At 67.4% G+C, this 19,076-nt stretch carries 16 protein-coding genes; 9 read left to right on the forward strand and 7 right to left on the reverse strand.

The genetic code is table 11. From position 1 onward, the window contains the following. The 4 genes from pdxH (at position 1) to ABQE44_RS01360 (ending at position 4,298) form a co-directional block, all read left to right on the forward strand. Entirely contained in the window at positions 1 to 651 is a 651-nt protein-coding gene (gene pdxH, locus ABQE44_RS01345; protein WP_448393834.1) for a pyridoxamine 5'-phosphate oxidase, read from the forward strand. Between the two features lie 96 nt (positions 652 to 747). Then, the gene (locus tag ABQE44_RS01350) at positions 748 to 1,407 is read left to right on the forward strand and encodes a TetR family transcriptional regulator (RefSeq protein WP_448427884.1); all 660 of its coding nucleotides are present in this window, start codon (positions 748 to 750) and stop codon (positions 1,405 to 1,407) included. A gap of 101 nt (positions 1,408 to 1,508) precedes the next feature. Next, positions 1,509 to 2,816, forward strand: a complete 1,308-nt coding sequence (locus ABQE44_RS01355) for a citrate synthase (RefSeq protein WP_448393704.1) — start codon at positions 1,509 to 1,511, stop codon at positions 2,814 to 2,816. An 81-nt stretch (positions 2,817 to 2,897) separates the two neighbouring features. Beyond that, positions 2,898 to 4,298 carry a DHA2 family efflux MFS transporter permease subunit gene (locus ABQE44_RS01360; RefSeq protein ID WP_448427886.1) on the forward strand — a complete coding sequence of 467 codons (1,401 nt, stop codon included), beginning with the start codon at positions 2,898 to 2,900 and terminating at the stop codon, positions 4,296 to 4,298. Positions 4,299 to 4,329: 31 nt separating this feature from the next. Here the strand turns inward: ABQE44_RS01360 and ABQE44_RS01365 are convergent, their stop codons facing one another. Further along, positions 4,330 to 5,892 (reverse strand): phytoene desaturase family protein, encoded by a 1,563-nt coding sequence (locus ABQE44_RS01365; protein WP_448427888.1) that lies wholly within the window; start codon positions 5,890 to 5,892, stop codon positions 4,330 to 4,332. A 3-nt stretch (positions 5,893 to 5,895) separates the two neighbouring features. Beyond that, on the reverse strand, positions 5,896 to 6,144 hold the full coding sequence (locus tag ABQE44_RS01370; RefSeq protein ID WP_448393707.1) for a DUF2630 family protein: 249 nt from the start codon (positions 6,142 to 6,144) through the stop codon (positions 5,896 to 5,898). On the opposite strand from ABQE44_RS01370, the gene ABQE44_RS01375 reads away from it, so the two are divergent. Continuing rightward, a complete protein-coding gene (locus ABQE44_RS01375; RefSeq protein ID WP_448427890.1) occupies positions 6,125 to 6,550 on the forward strand; it encodes an FKBP-type peptidyl-prolyl cis-trans isomerase in 426 nt (141 codons plus the stop codon). The genes ABQE44_RS01370 and ABQE44_RS01375 overlap by 20 nt on opposite strands. Positions 6,551 to 6,554: 4 nt before the next feature. Here ABQE44_RS01375 and ABQE44_RS01380 read toward each other — a convergent pair whose 3' ends face one another. Beyond that, complete coding sequence (locus ABQE44_RS01380; RefSeq protein WP_448393709.1) at positions 6,555 to 7,898, reverse strand: HAMP domain-containing sensor histidine kinase; 1,344 nt, start codon at positions 7,896 to 7,898, stop codon at positions 6,555 to 6,557. A 1-nt stretch (position 7,899) separates the two neighbouring features. Continuing rightward, entirely contained in the window at positions 7,900 to 8,601 is a 702-nt protein-coding gene (prrA, locus tag ABQE44_RS01385; protein WP_448393710.1) for a two-component system response regulator PrrA, read from the reverse strand. Positions 8,602 to 8,732: 131 nt separating this feature from the next. Here prrA and ABQE44_RS01390 point away from each other — a divergent pair, with 131 nt between their 5' ends. The 3 genes from ABQE44_RS01390 (at position 8,733) to ABQE44_RS01400 (ending at position 14,485) form a co-directional block, all read left to right on the forward strand. Further along, on the forward strand, positions 8,733 to 10,625 hold the full coding sequence (locus ABQE44_RS01390) for an ABC transporter ATP-binding protein (RefSeq protein ID WP_448427892.1): 1,893 nt from the start codon (positions 8,733 to 8,735) through the stop codon (positions 10,623 to 10,625). A gap of 102 nt (positions 10,626 to 10,727) precedes the next feature. After that, complete coding sequence (locus ABQE44_RS01395; RefSeq protein ID WP_448427894.1) at positions 10,728 to 12,647, forward strand: ABC transporter ATP-binding protein; 1,920 nt, start codon at positions 10,728 to 10,730, stop codon at positions 12,645 to 12,647. Next, on the forward strand, positions 12,644 to 14,485 hold the full coding sequence (locus tag ABQE44_RS01400; RefSeq protein ID WP_448427896.1) for an ABC transporter ATP-binding protein: 1,842 nt from the start codon (positions 12,644 to 12,646) through the stop codon (positions 14,483 to 14,485). The genes ABQE44_RS01395 and ABQE44_RS01400 overlap by 4 nt, the downstream gene beginning before the upstream one ends. Before the next feature lie 10 nt (positions 14,486 to 14,495). Here the strand turns inward: ABQE44_RS01400 and ABQE44_RS01405 are convergent, their stop codons facing one another. Next, positions 14,496 to 15,632, reverse strand: a complete 1,137-nt coding sequence (locus tag ABQE44_RS01405; RefSeq protein ID WP_448427898.1) for an epoxide hydrolase family protein — start codon at positions 15,630 to 15,632, stop codon at positions 14,496 to 14,498. Positions 15,633 to 15,695: 63 nt separating this feature from the next. Beyond that, positions 15,696 to 17,144, reverse strand: coding sequence for an Nramp family divalent metal transporter (locus ABQE44_RS01410; protein ID WP_448427900.1), 1,449 nt, complete (start codon positions 17,142 to 17,144; stop codon positions 15,696 to 15,698). 79 nt (positions 17,145 to 17,223) lie between these two features. Between ABQE44_RS01410 and ABQE44_RS01415 the strand changes: the two genes are divergently transcribed. Then, complete coding sequence (locus ABQE44_RS01415) at positions 17,224 to 17,472, forward strand: hypothetical protein (protein ID WP_448393716.1); 249 nt, start codon at positions 17,224 to 17,226, stop codon at positions 17,470 to 17,472. A 23-nt stretch (positions 17,473 to 17,495) separates the two neighbouring features. Here the strand turns inward: ABQE44_RS01415 and ABQE44_RS01420 are convergent, their stop codons facing one another. After that, the gene (locus ABQE44_RS01420) at positions 17,496 to 18,965 is read right to left on the reverse strand and encodes a carboxyl transferase domain-containing protein (protein ID WP_448393717.1); all 1,470 of its coding nucleotides are present in this window, start codon (positions 18,963 to 18,965) and stop codon (positions 17,496 to 17,498) included. Positions 18,966 to 19,076 lie beyond the last annotated feature (111 nt).

Here is a 19,076-nt window from a genome sequence, read left to right on the forward strand (position 1 = left end):
ATGCGGGTGGAATACGGCTCGGTGGAAAAGGACGGCAGCCCGGATCTGGACGTCGACTGGCTTGGCCCCGACCCGACGACGGGGTGGGTTGCGCTGCTGCGCAATTGGTTAGCCGACGCCGAACGCGCGGGTGTGGTGGAACCGAACGCCATGGTGGTCGGCACCGTCGACGACCGGGGCGCACCCGTCACCCGGTCCGTGCTGTGCAAGAGCATCGACGAGGCCGGCATCACGTTCTTCACCAACTACGACTCCGCCAAAGGGGCTCACCTGGCGGCCACCCCGTACGCATCGGCAACCTTCCCGTGGTACCTGCTGGGCCGCCAGGTACACATCCGCGGCCCGGTGAGCAAGGTGTCCGCCGAACAGACGGCCGACTACTGGGCCATGCGGCCGCGCGGTTCGCAGTTGGGCGCGTGGGCATCCCAGCAGTCCCAGCCGATCACGTCGCGCGCGGCGTTGCTGGATCAGATGGCGGAGGTCATCGAGAGGTTCGCGGACGAGGTCACCATCCCGGTTCCGCCGCACTGGGGCGGGTATCTGATCGCACCCGAGGTCGTCGAGTTCTGGCAGGGGCGGGAAGACCGGCTGCATAACAGGATTCGCGTGACCCTGGGCGCCGACGGGCGCGTCGAGCGGCTGCAACCGTGACATACACTCAGATGGCCGAGGCTGCCAAACGAAGGCGAGCGCCAACTGTCGGATGTGGACAACTTTCTAAGGGTGTTCATATGTTTGCCGGTTAGCATGCCCTTTGTGGCTGGTGGAAAGGGGGGTCCGGAGCTCGGTCTGCGTGAGCGCAAGAAACAACGGACCCGCGCGATGCTGTTGGACGCCGCCGTCGAGTTGTTCCAACGGCAGGGCTTCGAGCGCACGACCGTGGACCAGATCGCCGCGCTCGCCGACGTCTCACCGCGGACCTTCAGCCGGTACTTCGCGACCAAGGACGCCATCGCGTTCGCGTTGATCGACGAGGCGATCGAAGTCGTCGCCGTCGAACTGGCCGCCCAGCCCGCAGACATCAGCCACCTCGAGGCGGTGTGCCGGGCATACGTGGGGATGTACCGAAGCGTCAAAAGCACCGGGCCGGGGGCTTTGTCCGCGCACCGCCTGGTCCTCAGCGTGCGGATCATCATGACGTCGCCCACCCTGCGTCAGGCCGCCACCGAGTACCGCTCCAATTCCCTCACCGTGGAACTGGCCAAACGCATGGGCGTCGGCACCGGCGACCGGGCGTTGCAGCTGGTGTCCTCGGTGTGGGGGGTGATCACCATGACCGCGCTTGCCGACCTCACCGACCACGGGCTGGACTGGGAGCAGATCGGCGTCGACGACATCGTCACCCGCCTCCAAGACACCTACGCCGAGTTCACCGGGTTGATGTCTGAGGTTGTGCAACTGGTCTGAACTAATGTCGCCCCCGCCCGGGCATGACGGCTTGGATGGGACTACTTTTGGGTAGGACATACTGTCTGTCGTTCATCCCCCGCAGCGAAGAAGGGATCCCCGTGGCCGATAACCCAAGTAGTGGAGGCAAGCAAGCCGCCCTCTCCTACCCCGGCGGCGAGATTGACCTCGACATCGTTTCCGCGACCGAAGGGGCCGATGGCATCGCGCTGGGTTCGCTGCTGGCGAAGACGGGCTACACCACGTTCGACGAGGGCTTCGTCAACACCGCGTCCACCAAGAGCGCCATTACCTACATCGACGGTGAAGCCGGCATCCTGCGGTACCGCGGATACCCGATCGATCAGCTCGCGGAGAAATCGAACTTCATCGAGGTCAGCTACCTGTTGATCTACGGCGAGCTGCCCACCCCCGAGCAGCTCGACAAGTTCACCGGCCAGATCCAGCGGCACACCCTGCTGCACGAGGACCTCAAGCGGTTCTTCGACGGTTTCCCGCGCAACGCGCACCCGATGCCGGTGGTCTCCAGCGCGGTCAACGCGCTGAGCGCGTACTACCAGGATTCGCTGGACCCGTTCGACGACGAGCAGGTCCAGCTGTCGACGATCCGGCTGCTGGCCAAGCTGCCGACGATTGCGGCCTATGCGTACAAGAAGTCGGTCGGGCAGCCGTTCCTGTACCCGGACAACTCGATGAGCCTGGTCGAGAACTTCCTGCGGATGACGTTCGGGTTGCCCGCCGAGCCCTACGAGGTCGATCCGGAGCTGGTGCGGGCGCTGGACATGCTGTTCATCCTGCACGCCGACCATGAGCAGAACTGTTCGACGTCGACGGTGCGGTTGGTGGGCTCCTCGCAGGCCAACCTGTTCACCTCGATCTCCGGCGGCATCAACGCGCTGTGGGGCCCGCTGCACGGCGGCGCGAACCAGGCCGTGCTGGAGATGCTGGAGAAGATCCGTCAGGCCGACGGCGACGTGCACGACTTCGTCAAGAAGGTCAAGGACCGCGAAGACGGCGTGAAGCTGATGGGCTTCGGGCACCGGGTGTACAAGAACTACGACCCGCGGGCGCGCATCGTCAAGGAGCAGGCCGACAAGATCCTGGGCAAGATCGGCGGCGACGACGAACTGCTGCACATCGCCAAGTCGCTGGAGGAGGTCGCGCTCACCGACGACTTCTTCGTCGAGCGCAAGCTCTACCCGAACGTCGACTTCTACACCGGGGTGATCTACCGCGCGATGGGCTTCCCGACGCGGATGTTCACGGTGCTGTTCGCGCTGGGCCGGTTGCCCGGGTGGATCGCGCACTGGCGGGAGATGCACGACGAGGGCAGCGGCAAGATCGGCCGTCCACGCCAGATCTACACCGGCTACACCGAACGCGACTACGTCGGCCTCGACAAGCGCTAGCCCCCGCCTTCTGTTCGGCGAGCCCGCACTCCGGTACGCAAATCGCCGAGAGAGGCGTACCTAGCTGTGCGCTCGCCTGAGATGAGCTCTCGGCGCAAGGCCATCATCCTGGTGACCTGCTGCCTGAGCCTGCTGATCGTGTCGATGGACGCGACGATCGTCAACGTCGCCATCCCTAGCATCCGCGCCGACCTCAACGCCTCCGCGTCCCAGCTGCAGTGGGTCATCGACATCTACACGCTGGTGCTGGCGTCGCTGCTGCTGCTCGCCGGCGCCGCAGCCGACCGGTTCGGCCGCCGACGCATCTTTCAGCTGGGCCTGACCATCTTCGCGTCGGCATCGCTGCTGTGCAGCATCGCCCCGAACATGGAGACGCTGATCGCCGCACGCCTGCTGCAGGCCATCGGCGGTTCGATGTTGAACCCGGTAGCGATGTCGATCATCACGCAGGTCTTCACCGGCCGCGTCGAACGGGCCCGTGCGATCGGCATCTGGGGCGGCGTCGTCGGCATCTCGATGGCGCTGGGCCCGATCGTCGGTGGTGCGCTGATCGAGTACGTCAGCTGGCGTTCGGTGTTCTGGATCAACCTGCCGATCTGTGCGCTCGCCATCGCGTTGACGGCTTTGTTTGTGCCGGAATCGAAGTCGCCGACGCGGCGCGCGTTCGACCCGATCGGCCAGGGGTTGGGCATGGCCTTCTTGTTCGGCATCGTGTACGTGCTCATCGAAGGTCCGGTCATGGGGTGGACCGATCCGCGCACGATTGCGATCCTGGTGCTCGCGGCATCGGCGCTCGTGCTCTTCCTCGTCCACGAGTCGCGCCACCGCGACCCCTTCATCGACCTGCGCTTCTTCCGCAGCATCCCGCTCACATCCGCCACGGTGATCGCGGTCTGCTCGTTCGCGGCCTGGGGTGCGTTCCTGTTCATGATGTCGATCTACCTGCAAGACGAGCGCGGCTTCTCGGCCATGGACACCGGGTTGACCTATCTGCCGATTGCCGTTGGCGCCCTGGTATTTTCACCGCTGTCGGGCCGGTGGGTGGGTCGGTTCGGAAGCCGGCCCTCGCTGCTGGCGGCTGGCGGGTCGATCGCCGCCTCGACGCTGATGCTCGCCGGGCTCAGTGCGACGACGCCGGTGTGGCAGCTGCTCGTCATCTTCACGGTGTTCGGCATCGGGTTCTCGATGGTGAACGCGCCGATCACCAACGCGGCGGTCAGCGGCATGCCGATCGACCGGGCCGGCGCGGCGTCGGCGATCGCGACGACGAGCCGGCAGGTGGGGGTGGCTATCGGTGTGGCGCTGTGCGGTTCGGTGGCCGGCGCGGCGCTGGCGCCCACGGACGCGGACTTCGCCGTCGCCGCCCGACCGCTGTGGCTGATCTGCGCGGCGCTCGGTGTGGTGATCGTGGCGCTCGGCATCTATTCGACGTCGGGGCGCGCGCTGCGGTCAGCCGAGAACCTCGCTCCGCTGGTGGGGTGATTTCGGCGCGCTCATGCACCCTGAGCGTCCGTTAGCGCGCCGAAATCGCCTCCAGCACCGCCATCGCCGCGTTGTGGCCACCGATTCCCGACACCGCGCCGCCGCGACGCGATCCTGAGCCGCACAACAGGATTCGGGTATGTCCGGTGGCCACGCCCCAGCGCTGCGCAGGCGTGTCGAGGGGTTCGTCGTCCTCGGCGAACGGCCACGACAGCGCGCCGTGAAAGATATGGCCCGCCGTCATGCCCAGCGAACGCTCCAGATCGACGGTGGTCTTGGTTTCGATGCACAACCGACCTGCTGACTCCTCCATCAACACATCTTGAATAGGCTCGGCCAGAACGGAATTCAACGACTTCAGCGCCGCCGATGTCAACGCATCCCGCATCCGGTCGGTCTCACCCGAGGTCACCAGCTGATGTGGGGTGTGCAGCCCGAAAACCGTCAAAGTGTGTGCACCCGAATAACGCAACTCGTCGGACAGAATCGTCGGATCGGTCAGCGAGTGACAGTAGATCTCACACGGCAACGGATCCGGCACCACGCCGTGGTCTGCCTGCGCATAGGCGCGGTCCAGCTGGCTGTATGTCTCGTTGATGTGAAATGTGCCGCCGAACGCCTGCTCGGGGGTGACGCTGTCGTCGCGCAGGCGGGGGAGTCGGCGCAACATCAGGTTGACCTTCACCTGGGAGCCGGGGGTCACCTCCGGCTCGGGATCGCCCAGCAGCCGCGCCAACACGGCCGGCGTCACGTTGGCCAGCACATGGCGACCATGCACCCGATACTCGTCGCCGCCGCGCCGGTAACGCACCTCCCCGCCCGGATCGATACCGTAAACCTCTGCGCCACAGATGATCTCGGCACCATGGCTGGCGGCGGCAGCGGCCAGCGCACCGCTGACCGCGCCCATCCCGCCGATCGGCACATCCCAATCACCGAACAGGTGGTACAGAAAGCAGACGTTCTGAATCAACGACGGGTCGTCGATGCGCGCGAACGTGCCGATCAACGCATCGGTGGCGATCACGCCGCGCACCAGGTCAGACGACACCGCGTCGCTGATCGCGTGCCCGATCGGTTCGTCGACCATCATCTGCCAGGCCGCGTCGTCGCCGACAAGGTGGCGCGCTTCGCGCCGCGTTGTCAGCGGCTGCAGCAGCGTCGGCCACAACCGTGACGTGACGGCACCGCAGCGGCGGTAGAACTCCGCGAAGCCCGCCTCGTCGGACAACGCCCCGACGGCGCCGAACGTCGACTTCGGCCCGATCAGCAGGCCCGTGCGCCCGCCGGTGGCCGGGTCGGGGGTGTAGGACGAATAGCGCCGACGCGCCATCCGCACCCGGGCGTCGAGGTCGTCGATGATGCGGCGGGGCAGCAAACTCACCAGATACGAGTAGCGCGACATGCGCGCATCGACGCCGTCGAAGGCGTGGGCGGACACCGCCGCGCCGCCGACGTGGTCGACGCGTTCGAGCACCTGCACCCGTCGACCGGCACGCGCCAGATAAGCCGCCGCGACCAGGCCGTTGTGCCCGCCTCCGACGATGACTGCGTCGTATGTCGCCGCCGGAGCGGCTCCGACGTCTGGCGTCACGGCTCAGCCAAGGTAGCCCTCGACCTCGTCGGGCGGGCGCACCTGGGCCTCGCGGGGATCACCGCCCGCGTCGCGCAACGCCCGTCGCTGCCGCAGCAGATCCCAGCACTGGTCGAGCGCGACCTCCACCGCACGCAGCCTGCGATGCTCTTCGGACTCGTCGATCTCGTGCTGTTGCACCTTGGCGCGCAGCTCTTGCTCTTCGGCGACCAGCTTGTTGACCTGAGCGAGAATGTCTTGGTCGGTAGCCATTCACCCAGTCTGCCCGACTACCGTGAAACCGGTGAGCGCAACTTCAGGGCAAAAGCCCGAGATCGAGTTTCTCGACGGACCTCCGCCCGCGGAGCTGTCCATCACCGACCTGGTCGTCGGCGACGGCGCCGAAGCGGTGCCCGGCGCCAGCGTCGAAGTGCACTACGTCGGCGTCGAGTACGACACGGGCGAGGAGTTCGACAGCTCGTGGAACCGCGGCGAGTCGATCGAGTTTCCGCTGCGCGGGCTGATCCAGGGTTGGCAGGATGGCATCCCCGGCATGAAGGTCGGCGGCCGGCGCCAGCTGGTGATCCCGCCCGAGCAGGCCTACGGTCCGGCCGGCGGTGGGCATCGCCTGTCCGGCAAGACTCTGATTTTTGTCATCGACCTGCTGGCCACCCGCTGAACTACTAGCGCACGCCGGGTAGCTGCAGCAGCAGCCGGGCTCCGCCGAGCGGGCTGTCCATCAACGTCGCTGTGCCACCGTGCAATTCGGCCTGCTGGGCGACCAACGCGAGGCCCAGCCCGGATCCGGAGTGCGACGCCGTCGACCCGCGGGAGAACCGGTCGAACACGACTTTGCGCTCTTCTTCGGGAATGCCGACGCCGTCGTCGTCGATGGCGATCTCCACCCCGGCGCGCGAGCTGACCGCCGACAGCTGAACCCTTGTCGCGCCGCCGTGTTTGACGGCGTTGGCGATCGCGTTGTCCACCGCAAGCCGCAGCCCGGCGGGCAGACCGATGATGATCACCGTCGGCGCGGGCACCAACGACACGTCGAGGTCGGGGAACACCCGCATCGCATCGTGGGCGGCGCGGTCGAGCAGTTCGGTGATGTCGACGGGGACGTGGTCGTCGGCGGTGGACAGCTCGCCCTGGGCCAGCCGCTCCAGCGCGGCGAGGGTGGCCTCGATGCGCGACTGCGTGCGGATGACGTCGTTGACGACCTCTTTGCGTTGCTCCTCGGGCAGATCCAGCGTGGCGAGCACCTCGAGGTTGGTGCGCATCGCCGTGAGCGGGGTGCGCAGTTCATGCGCGGACACCGACGCGAAATCGCGCGCCGACGTCAGCGCGGCCTTGGTCCGGTCCTGCTCGTTCCAGATGCGCTGCAGCATGCCCTTCATAGCGTCGGCGATCTCGACGGCCTCGGTGGCGCCGCGTACGTCGATGTCGGGATCGGCGTCCCCGGCGTCGATGGCCTGGGTCTGCTGCGCCAACCGTTTGAACGGGCGCACCGCGAACGCGGCCAGCACCCACCCGCCGAGCGTCGCCGCACCGATCGCCAGCGTGCAGATGATGATCACCCGGCGGTGCAGGTTGTTGATGTCGGCGATGGTCGCGTCGTAGGTGGCGCCGACGGCCACCGACATCGGGCCGGGGAAGTAGGGGATGTCGACCGTTCTTACCCGGTAGCGCTCCCCATCGACGTTGGTGTCGGCGTAACCGGACTCCAGCTCCGGCAGCACGACGTCGGAATTGGACGCCACCTGGTTGCCGCGGCGCACCGTGATGACGACGTCCCGGTTGTTCGGTGACTTGGGGATTTCGTCCAGACCCTGCGGAAGCAAGGGGATCACGAACCCGGCGGCCTCATCCAGGCGGCGGTCCAGCCGCTCGTTCCAGGCGTCGGTGATGCCGACCCACACCACCGTCCCGGCGATGACGACGACGATGGCGCCCGCGATCGCGCTGGTGAACGCCACCCGCTGCCGCAGCGAGGGAGTACGGCGGAAAATCCGCGACAGCAGGCTCATCTCACTGCGTCCGCAGTACAAACCCCACGCCGCGCACGGTATGCAGAAGCCGAGGTGCGCCGCCGGCCTCCAGTTTGCGGCGCAGGTAACCGATGAACACGTCGACGACGTTGGTGTCGGCGGCGAAGTCGTAGCCCCAGACCAGTTCGAGCAGCTGCGCGCGCGACAGCACCGCGGTCTTGTGCTCGGCCAGCACGGCCAGCAGGTCGAATTCACGTTTCGTCAGGTCGACGTCGACGCCGTTGACGCGGGCGCGCCGGCCCGGGATGTCGACCTCCAGCGGGCCGACCTGGATGGTTTCCGACGAGAACGTCGCGGTCGAGCCGCGCCGGCGCAGCAGCGCCTTGACCCGCGCGACCAGTTCCTGCAACACGAACGGTTTGACCAGGTAGTCGTCGGCGCCGGCCTCCAGACCGGCGACGCGGTCGTCGACCGAACTGCGCGCCGAGAGCACGCAGACCGGCACGTCGTTGTCCATCGCACGCAGCGCGGTGACCACGCTGACGCCGTCGAGCACCGGCATGTTGATATCCAGGACGATCGCGTCGGGCCGCGTTTCGGTCGCGCTGCGGAGCGCTTCGGCGCCGTCGACGGCGGTGGCCACGTCGAACCCGGACAGCCGCAGGCCGCGCTCGAGCGAGGCCAGCACGTCGGGGTCGTCGTCGACTACGAGCACCCGGGGCGATGCAGCAGCACTGTCCATATGCACAATCTTGCCTGAAACCAGGGGCCAACCGCGGGAAGCTGCGGACTTGGCCCGGCGCGATCAACAGCCGCGGCGCGGCACACCGGAACAATTGACCTCATCTTTTGTTGAGGTTCTACGGTGAATTCATGAGTATCGAAACGGTCGCCCGGCAAACGCTGTACCGGCAGACGCGTGCCCGCGGCGGCGACCTGCGCTCGCTGGCAAACCGGGCCCTGCTGAGCCGCATCTGGCGGTTCGCGGCGCGGCACCACCGCAAACTGTGGGCGTTCGTCGCGGTCAGTATCGTCAGCGCGTTGCTCACCGTGGCGACGCCGCTGCTGGCCGGCAAGGTCATCGACGCGATCGTCGACGGTGGCGCCCCGCGCATCGTGGTGCTGCTCGCGGCCGTGATCGCCCTGGTCGCCGTGGCCGAAGCGGCGGTGACACTGATGACGCGGTGGCTGTCGTCGAACATCGGAGAGGGGCTGATCTTCGATCTGCGCACCGCGGTGTTCGACCACGTGCAGAAGATGCCGGTCGCGTTCTTCACCCGCACTCGTACCGGCGCCTTGGTCAGCCGGTTGGGCAATGACGTGATCGGTGCGCAGCGGGCGTTCTCCGACACGCTGTCCGGCGTGGTGTCCAACGTGGTGACGCTGACGTTGACGCTGGCGGTGATGCTGACCATCTCGTGGCAGGTCACCGTGCTGTCGCTGTTGCTCACCCCGTTGTTCATCGTGCCCGCCCGGCGTATCGGCGCCAAGATGGCCGACCTGGCGCGTGAAACGACCATCCACAACGCGACGATGAATACTCAGATGACAGAACGGTTTTCCGCACCCGGTGCGACGTTGGTGAAGTTGTTCGGCAGCCCGGCGACCGAATCGCACGAGTTCGCCGTGCGGGCCGGGCGGGTGCGCGACATCGGGGTGAAAACCTCGATGCTGCAGTCGGTTTTCATGAACTCGCTGACGCTGATGTCGGCGTTGGCGCTCGCGCTGGTGTACGGGCTCGGCGGCTGGCTGGCGATCGGCGGGCACCTGCAGGCGGGCGCGATCGTGGCGTTGGCGCTGCTGTTGACTCGGCTGTACGCGCCGCTGACCGCGCTGGCCAACGCGCACGTCGAGATCGCCAGCGCGCTGGTGTCCTTCGAGCGGGTCTTCGAGGTGCTCGACCTGGAACCGCTGATCCGCGAGCGCGACGACGCCGTCGACGTGCCCGACGGCCCGGTCGCCGTGGAGTTCCGTGACGTACGGTTCTCCTACCCGTCGGCCGACAAGGTGTCGCTGGCCTCGCTGGAGGAGGTTGCGGTGCTGGACTCGCGCGGCGGCGAAGAAGTGCTGCACGGGATTTCGTTCACCGCGCAACCGGGCGAGGTGGTGGCGCTGGTCGGCTCCTCAGGCGCGGGCAAGTCGACGATCGCATCGCTGATCGCGCGGCTCTACGACGTCGACGCCGGCGCGATCACGCTCAGCGGTGTCGATGTGCGCGATGTGACGTTCGCGTCGTTGAAGGACACCGTCGGGGTGGTCACCCAGGACGGGCACCTGTTCCACGACTCGATTCGGTCCAACCTGCGGCTCGCCGCACCCGGCGCCACCGACGAGCAGCTGTGGGAGGCGCTGCAACGCGCCCGGCTGGCCGACGTCGTCGCCGCGATGCCCGACGGGCTCGACACCGTGGTGGGCGAGCGTGGCTATCGGCTGTCGGGCGGGCAGCGGCAGCGGCTCACCATCGCGCGTCTGCTGCTGGGCACCTCGCGGGTGGTGGTGCTCGACGAGGCCACCGCATCGCTGGACTCGTCGTCGGAGGCGGCCGTGCAGCAAGCGCTCAACGAGGCGCTGGCCGGACGGACATCGATCGTGATCGCCCACCGGCTGTCCACGGTGCGCGCGGCCGACATGATCCTCGTCGTCGAGGACGGCCGCATCGTGGAGCGGGGCACCCACGAGCAACTGCTGGCCGGCGACGGGCGCTACGCCGAGCTGTACGAGACCCAGTTCGGTGACCAGGCCGCCCGCGAGAGGTCCGCCGCATGACCGCGAAACGTACGTTAGCGAGGAGCCTACTCGCACTTTGTCTCGTTAACGTGCATCTCGTGGAGGCGTTAACCGCTTGCCGACCATGGGAAGATTTACTAAGTGGTTGACCCCGTAACCTTGCGCTCTGCGCCGGCCATCGCCCCGCCACCCCAGCGCCGACGTACCAGCTCGGACCTGTGGCGGCTGCTGCCGTACCTGCTGCCCTACCGGGTGCGCTGGATCGCGATGGTCACGGTCGCCATCGTCAGCCTCGGGGCCACCATCGCGATTCCGCTGATGACCAAGGCCGTCATCGACGGGCCGGTGCGTGAACAGGACCAGCAGGGGCTGTGGCTGCTCGGCAGCGCGGCCATGGGTATCGGCATCTGCGAGGCGGTGCTGTGGTTCATCCGCCGCTGGTTGGCGGCCCGCGCCACGATGGGGGTGGAAGCCGACATCCGCAAGGACCTCTACGCCCGGCTGCAGATCCTGCCGATGAGCTTCCACGGCAACTGGCAGTCCGGACAGCTGCTGTCGCGAATCATGAACGACCTCGGCACAATTCGCCGCTTCATGTCGTTCGGCATGCTGTTCCTGCTGCTCAACATGCTGCAGATCACCGTCATCACCGCGATCCTGCTGGCGATGTACTGGCCGCTGGGCGTGGTCGTGATGGTGTCGATCGTGCCGATCGCGGGCACCGTGCTGCACTTCCAACGCGAATACACCCGGTTGTCGCGGCTGGCCCAGGACCAGTCCGGCCACGTCGCAACCCATGTCGAGGAGTCCGCGCTCGGGCTGCGGGTGGTCAAGTCGTTCGGTCGCGAGGACTACGTCTACGACCGATTCGACGAGGAGCTCACCGACCTCTACGACACCCAGGTCAACCGGGTGGCGGTATCGGCGAAGTTCTGGACGCTGCTCGAGATCATCCCGAACCTGACGCTGATCGTCGTGCTCGGCGTCGGTGCGTACGCCGCGGGCAACGGCCACGTCACGATGGGCACGCTGGTCGCGTTCATCACGATGATGCTGTCGCTGGTGTGGCCAATCGCATCGCTGGGCTTTCTGTTGTCGATGACGCAGGAGGCGTTCACCGCGGCCAACCGGATCGCGGAAATTTTCGACGCGCCAAACGAGATCGTCGACGGTCCGCACGACGAGCCGCCCCGTGACGGGCGCCTGGAGCTGATCGACGTGGGCTTCCGGTTTCCGGCCTCTGATGAGTGGGCGCTTCGCCACGTCAACGCCGTCGTCGAACCGGGGGAGACGATGGCGCTGGTCGGCGCCACCGGCTCGGGCAAGTCGGTGCTGACCGCGCTGCTATCGCGGCTCTACGACGTCACCGAGGGCCAGATCCGCATCGATGGCCGAGACATCCGCGAGTTCTCGCTGTCCGCGCTGCGCCGGACGGTGGCCACCGCATTCGAGGACCCGACGCTGTTCTCGATGTCGGTCGCGGAGAACCTACGCCTCGGCCGACCGCAGGCCAGCGACGAGGAACTCAAAGAGGCCGTCGAGGTCGCCGCCGCGCAGTTCGTCTACGAGCTGCCGTTCGGCCTGGACACCCGCATCGGCGAGCAGGGGATGAGCCTGTCCGGCGGGCAGCGCCAACGGCTTTCGCTGGCCCGGGCGATCCTCGCCAAGCCCAAGATGCTCGTGCTCGACGACACGCTCTCAGCGCTCGACGTGCACACCGAGGCCGTCGTCGAAGAGGCGCTGCGCCGCGTGCTGCATGACGTGACCGCCGTCGTCGTCGCACACCGCGCGTCGACGGTGATGCTCGCCGACAAGGTCGCGCTGCTCCAGATGGGCACCATCACCCACATCGGCACCCACGCCCAACTGCTCGCCACCGTGCCGGAGTACCGCTACCTGCTGGCCGCCGATGACGAACTCGACGACGGCGCCGAACGCGCGTGCGCGTGGGAGGACGACAAGGAACGTCGCCGGCTGAACCTGGCCTACGAGGAGCAGGAGGCGCTGGACCGCGACCGCGTCGCACAACGCTTTGTCACCACGGAGTCCGAGGGCCGATGACCACCGTCACAACGCGAACCGAACCCGAATGGCGCGGCAAGTTCGACGAGGAACAACCCGACGACCTGCCCATCGACGAGAGCGTGCCGCGCCGGCGGGAGGCGCGGCTGCTGCTGTGGCGCCTGCTGCGGCCCTACCGCTTGACGGTGGCGCTGCTCGCGCTGGTGGTTGTGGTGGAAAACGCTGCGCGCCTTTCGGTTCCGCTTCTGGTGCAACGCGGCATCGATCTCGGCATCCCGCCGATCGTCGAGGGCGGTACGGCCCACACCCTGTTGATGATCGTCGCGACGCTCGGCGCGGTGGTGCTGATCCAGGCCATCAGCCGGATGTTCTTTTTGCGACGCTCCGGGCGCATCGGGCAGAAGGTGCTGCTGGAACTGCGGCGCCGGGTTTTTCGCCATTTCCAGCGTCTCGACATCGCCTTCCACGACCGCTACACCTCAGGGCGGGTGGTCAGCCGCTCCACCAATGACGTCGAGGCCATCCAGGACATGCTGGAAACCGGGTTCGACAGCCTGGTCACCGCCGTGCTCACGCTCTTCGGCACCGCGGTCCTGCTGATCATGCTGGACTGGCGGCTGGGCCTGATGTGTCTGGGCGCCTTCCCCGTGCTGGTCGGGTTGGTGTGGTGGTTCCGCGAGGAGTCGTCGCGGACGTATCGCAAGGTGCGCGAGAGCGCCGCGCTGGTCATCGTGCAGTTCGTCGAGACCATGACTGGGATAAAGGCGGTGCAGGCCTACCGCCGCGAGCCGCGTAACCAGCAGATCTTCGAAGACCTCGCCGATCGCTACAAGGACGACAACGAGAAAACCTTCCGGCTGCTGGCGATCTTCATGCCCGGCGTCAAACTCGTCGGCAACATCACCACCGGCGTGGTGCTGCTCTACGGCGGTTACCGGGTGCTCAACGACCAGATGACGATCGGCACGCTGACCGCGTTCCTGCTGTATCTGCGGATGTTCTTCGAACCCATGCAGGAGATCAGCCAGTTCTTCAACACGTTCCAGTCCGCCGCCTCCGCACTGGAGAAACTGGCCGGTGTGCTCGCCCATCGGCCCGGCATCAAGGACCCCGAGCACCCCGTCGCCGTGGACCGCGTCCGCGGCGAAATCGCCTTCCGCGACGTGCGATTCGAATATGTGCCCGGCCGCCCGGTGCTGCCGAGCCTGACCCTGGAGGTGCCGGCCGGGCAGACCGTGGCGCTGGTCGGCACCACCGGAGCGGGCAAGACGACGATCGCCAAGCTGATCGCCCGCTTCTACGACCCGACGTCGGGGTCGATCACCCTCGATGGTGTTGACCTGCGCGACTTCTCGCAGTCGCAGCTGCACCGCCACGTGGTGATGGTCACCCAGGAGAACTTCATGTTCGACGGCACCATCGCCGACAACATCCGGTTCGGTAGGCCCGACGCCAGCGACGAGGAAGTGGCGGCCGCTGCCGCGGCGGTGGGCGTCGACAACTTCATCGATTCGCTGCCCGACGGCTACGACACCGACGTCGCCAAACGCGGCGGCAGGCTGTCGGCGGGTCAGCGGCAACTGGTCGCGTTTGCGCGGGCGTTTCTGGCCGACCCCGCGGTGCTGATCCTCGACGAGGCGACGTCGTCGCTGGACATCCCCAGCGAGCGGTTGGTGCAGCGGGCGCTGGAGACCGTGCTGGCCGACCGCACCGCGCTGGTCATCGCGCACCGGCTCTCCACCGTGCAGATCGCCGACCGGGTGCTGGTGCTCGAACACGGCCGCATCGTCGAGGACGGTGCGCCGGCGGACCTGATCACCCGCGACGACGGCCACTACGCCGCGCTGCACCGCGCGTGGGTGCAGTCGTTGGCCTAGCCCGGCGCGTTCAACCAGAGAAACCGTTGAAGAACGTGCTGACGTCGTCGACGAACAACTCCGGCTGCTCGAACGCGGCGAAATGCCCGCCGCGCGGCATCGTCGTCCAGTGCGTGATGTTGTATCCGGCCTCGCACCAACTGCGCGGCGCCTTGAGGATCTCCTTGGGGAAAGCCGCCACGCCGGTGGGCAATTCGACGCGGTCGAACCCGCCGAACGCGTGAAAGCTCTCCCAGTACAGCCGCCCCGACGATGCCCCGGACGCGGTGAGCCAGTACAGCATCACGTTGTCGAGCAGCTCATCGCGGCTCAACACGTTCTCCGGATGGCCGTCGCAGTCCATCCACGACCAGAACTTCTCGACGATCCACGCCAGCTGCCCCACCGGCGAATCGACAAGCCCGTAGCCCAGGGTCTGCGGCCGCGTCGACTGCTGTTTGGAGTAGCCCGAATCCCACTTCTGGTAGTGGTCGGCCCGCTCAAGGGCCTGCTTCTCCTCCTCTGTCGGATTCTTTAGATTGCCCGGGGGAAAGCCCAGCGGCATGTTCGTGTGGATGGCCACGCATCGGCTGATGTCGCCGCCGGAGCGGCTCCGGCGACCCCCGTTGCGGCCGATCTGGGTGGTGACCGCCGAACCCCAGTCGCCGCCCTGGGCGCCGTAGCGCTGATAGCCCAGCCGGTCCATGAGCGTGTCCCACGCCGTCGCGATCTTCTCGATGCCCCAACCGGTTTGGTTCGGCTTACCGGAAAAGCCGTAACCGGGCAGCGACGGGCACACCACGTCGAAGCCGCGCTCGTTGAGCGGTTCAATCACCTTGGAGAACTCGACCACTGACCCGGGCCAGCCGTGGGTGATCAGCAACGGAAACGCGTCGTCGCGGCCGCAGCGCTGGTGGATGAAGTGGATGTCGAGCCCGTCGATCTCGGTGGTGAAGTGGTCGAATCGGTTGAGCGCTGCTTCGCGGGCGCGCCAGTCGTAGGTGTTGGCCCAGTAGTCGGCCAACTCACGCGTGTAGGCCAATGGGATGCCTTGGCTCCAGTCGTCGACGCATTCGGCCTCCGGCCACCGGGTGCGGGTCAGCCGCTCGCGCAGGTCGTCGAGGTCGGGGTCGGCAACGGCGATGTGGAAGGGGGTGATCGCAGCCATGCTGCATATTCCCACGGCTGCTGAGCCCGGGTGCGAGGGACCGGCGCTCGACCCCCAACGCCCTTAGGATCCGATGAGTCCCAGCATGTTCGCGAAATAGAGAAGCGCGAACGCGGTGTAGAACAGTCCGGCGAATCCGAGCAGACCCATCGACACGCGGTTGGGGCGCAGCGGATCGGGAATGGCGCGGTTGACGGCCAGCGTGGCCAGCACGATGAATGGGGTGTGGAGCGCGGCCACGATGCCCGACGCCGACATGATCTGGACGGGATCCTGCACGACAACGACGACGATGGCCGGGAAGGTACACGTGAACGTCACCACGAACATGATCTTCAGCGCTCGACGTGTCCCCATCGATTTCGGGCGCCAGCGGGTGAGGCGCTCGGGCCATCCGCCGCCCGATTTATCGTTGGTGCTTCCGCGGGCATGAACTGATCCCCGGGACAGCAGCACGGTGATATCGGCGAAAGAGCGTGACCACCCGTCCTGGTTGGCCAGCACGCTGCCGCCGAGCGTCACCACGATGGCTGCGAACATCACCCAATGACCGAGGGTGCCCCACACCTGTGCCAGTAGCTGCATCAGCTCGCTGGCAACATCGGTGCCCGAGGGCACGATGCCGGCTGGCGCCAGCAGTTCGGCTCCGAGCACCAGAAACCCGGTGATGATGACTGTGCCAGTCAGCACGCCGACCGCTGCGGTATGCGACAGGGTTCTGAACCACGACTGCAACCGCTCGGTGCGCTGTTCCGGCGGCACGTTCGGATCGGGCTCGTCGTCGCCATCTGACGAAGGCTCCACCGTTCCTCCTCCGTACCCGCCCCGCGCGGTCCAGTATGAGAACCACACGATTCCCATCGACCCAGCCAGGATGGTGCCGACCCACGGGAGGATGAACGGCAGGCTGAGGTCCGCCGGAACGCCGGGCACTACGCCCGCCGCCGCGTCCCCGTCTGGCGTGAAGACCCATGCCGCAGCGACCACCATGATGGCCACCAGAAACAGCGCCAGGACCATGGCCACCCGAGAGACGGCCCGGTAACCACCACTGGTGACCACCGCCGCGGTGATCGCCAGCGGGATCAGCGACCACAACACCAGCCCGCCGGGCAACTCCTCGGCGAAAGCGCTGCCCACCAGGCCGCTGAGGCCGGCGATGCCCGCGACCGCAGCGACAAGCTGCGGCAACAGGACCACCCACAGGGCCCAGTTGCGGGGTCCAGGCAGGGTGGAGAAGCCGTCCAACAGCGTGCGCCCGGTGACCACGGCGAACCGGCCCGCCTCTCGGATCATCACCCACATCAGAAACGCCGTTCCCCATAGCAACCACAGCAGTTCGTACCGGTACTCGGAGCCGACCCGTGGGGTAAACAGCACCGATCCGGATCCGACCGCCGACATGGCCCACAGCAGGCCGGGGACCCACCACCGAATGCGGCTCAGGCCTGTGGGTGGCTCGGGGACCCGCTGCCGAAGAACGACGGGTTTGGACGAGCGTTCAACGGCCATACGCGTTCACCATAGAGACCACCGCCGGCTGGCCGAGTTCAGCGGTACCTCGACGCACAAACCGGGTATAGCTGGAACCATGACGATCTCGACTGACGATGTGCGCCGGCTGCTGCAGGCCGAGGAGAAGGACGCCACGCTGGTTCTGGTGGAGGGCCGCACCGAGGTCATCGGTGCGGGACAGCTGGCGTCTGAGCAATATCGGGGCGCGCTAGAGGTGATCTCGCACGAGGATCTGCTGGGCCGGCTCGGCGCGGATCCGTCCGAACGCGAGTTGACCGAGCAGGCGACCATCCTCGACTCGGCGGTGTCCGAGCTGGGCGGCTAGGCTTCGATCCGGTGTCGCGCCCGCTACAGCCCGATGCGGCGATACCGCGCCAACCGCGCCGACAGCCGTTGACCGTCGGGGACCGACCGCAGCGCGTGCAGTTCGTTGGCGATGGTGGCCGACAGCCGCTGGGTGAACTCCACCGGCTCGTCGGCCGCATCCGGGTGCTCGGGCACGATCGCGTCGACGATCCCGTGCCGCAGCAGGTCGGTCGAGCGAATACCTTGTGCCGCAGCCAGTTCCGGTGCATGGTCGAGGTCGCGGAACACGATCGCGCTTGCTCCTTCCGGCGGCAGCGGCGCCAGCCAGCCGTGCAACGCGGCCAGCACCCGGTCGGCGGGCACCATCGCCAGCGCCGGTCCGCCGCTGCCCTGACCCAGCAGCACCGACACCGTGGGCGTCTCCAGCGTGACGAGTTCGGCCAGACACCTTGCGATTTCGCCCGCCAGCCCGCCCTGTTCGGCTTCGACGGTGAGCGCGGGCCCGGCGGTGTCGATGACCAGCACCAGGGGTAGCTTCAGGCCCGCGGCCAACGCCATGCCGCGGCGCGCTTCACGCAGCGCGGCCGGTCCGACCATGCCGCCCACCACCCGCTGCTGGCCGAGCACGACGGCGGGTTGACCGCCGAACCTGGCCAGCGCCAGCAGCGTCGTCGCCGCCTCACCCTGTCCGGTTCCCGACAGCAGCACGCGGTCGGTCGTTCCGTGCCGCAGGAGAAAGCCGACGCCGGGACGGTCGGGCCGCCGTGAGGCTTCGACCGACTCCCATGCGGGCACGTCGGGCAGCGGTTGGGGTTCGGGCGCCGGCGGCGGCGCCCCGGGGGTATCGGCGACGACGCGCAGGGTGCGGTCCAGCGTCGAGCGCACCGCCTCCAGCGGGACGACGCCGTCGATGACGCCGTGGCGCTGCAGGTTCTCCGCGGTCTGGATGCCCGGTGGGAACGGTTCACCGTAGAGGTGCTCGTAGACGCGCGGGCCGAGGAACCCGACGAGCGCGTCAGGTTCGGCGGCGGTGACGTGGCCCAGCGAGCCCCACGATGCGAACACGCCGCCGGTCGTCGGGTTGCGAAGGTACACCAGGTACGGCAGGTGCGCTTTCTTGTGCAGCTCGACGGCGGCCGCGATCTTGACCATCTGCAGAAACGCGACCGTGCCTTCCTGCATGCGGGTGCCACCCGAACTCGGCGAGGCCAGCAACGGCAACCGTTCGGCCGTGGCCCGTTGCACCGCCATGGTGATCCGTTCGGCCGCGGCCACTCCGATCGAGCCGGCCAGGAAATCGAACTCGCACAACACCAACGCGACCCGCCGTCCGTGCACCCTGCCTTCACCGGTCACCACCGACTCGTCCAGGCCGGTCTTGGCGGCCGCTGCGGCCAGCTCGCGACGGTACGAGTCGGTGGTCGCGATGGGCAGCGGCGGGGCGTCCCAGCTGCGGAACGAGCCGTCATCGAGAACGGCGTCACGCAGCTCGAGGGCACCGATACGGCTCACCCGATGAGGCTAACGCGGGCCGCCCCCGGGCTAGCCGTCCTCCGATTGTAGGAGGGCGCCTCATCACGTACTGGGCGCGATCGCAGGATGTTCGCGCAGGTGAGCGCTTTT

The organism is Mycolicibacterium sp. XJ2546, from assembly GCF_053483195.1.

What these genes read in the sequence shown, in the direction of transcription:
- ABQE44_RS01375 (WP_448427890.1), top strand. Translation starts at nt 6,125, where the DNA reads ATGTCTTGGTCGGTAGCCATTCACCCAGTCTGCCCGACTACCGTGAAA.
- ABQE44_RS01370 (WP_448393707.1), bottom strand. Translation starts at nt 6,144, where the DNA reads ATGGCTACCGACCAAGACATTCTCGCTCAGGTCAACAAGCTGGTCGCC.
- ABQE44_RS01390 (WP_448427892.1), top strand. Translation starts at nt 8,733, where the DNA reads ATGAGTATCGAAACGGTCGCCCGGCAAACGCTGTACCGGCAGACGCGT.
- ABQE44_RS01400 (WP_448427896.1), top strand. Translation starts at nt 12,644, where the DNA reads ATGACCACCGTCACAACGCGAACCGAACCCGAATGGCGCGGCAAGTTC.
- prrA (WP_448393710.1), bottom strand. Translation starts at nt 8,601, where the DNA reads ATGGACAGTGCTGCTGCATCGCCCCGGGTGCTCGTAGTCGACGACGAC.
- ABQE44_RS01360 (WP_448427886.1), top strand. Translation starts at nt 2,898, where the DNA reads ATGAGCTCTCGGCGCAAGGCCATCATCCTGGTGACCTGCTGCCTGAGC.
- ABQE44_RS01350 (WP_448427884.1), top strand. Translation starts at nt 748, where the DNA reads ATGCCCTTTGTGGCTGGTGGAAAGGGGGGTCCGGAGCTCGGTCTGCGT.
- ABQE44_RS01405 (WP_448427898.1), bottom strand. Translation starts at nt 15,632, where the DNA reads ATGGCTGCGATCACCCCCTTCCACATCGCCGTTGCCGACCCCGACCTC.
- pdxH (WP_448393834.1), top strand. Translation starts at nt 1, where the DNA reads ATGCGGGTGGAATACGGCTCGGTGGAAAAGGACGGCAGCCCGGATCTG.
- ABQE44_RS01380 (WP_448393709.1), bottom strand. Translation starts at nt 7,898, where the DNA reads ATGAGCCTGCTGTCGCGGATTTTCCGCCGTACTCCCTCGCTGCGGCAG.
- ABQE44_RS01410 (WP_448427900.1), bottom strand. Translation starts at nt 17,144, where the DNA reads ATGGCCGTTGAACGCTCGTCCAAACCCGTCGTTCTTCGGCAGCGGGTC.
- ABQE44_RS01415 (WP_448393716.1), top strand. Translation starts at nt 17,224, where the DNA reads ATGACGATCTCGACTGACGATGTGCGCCGGCTGCTGCAGGCCGAGGAG.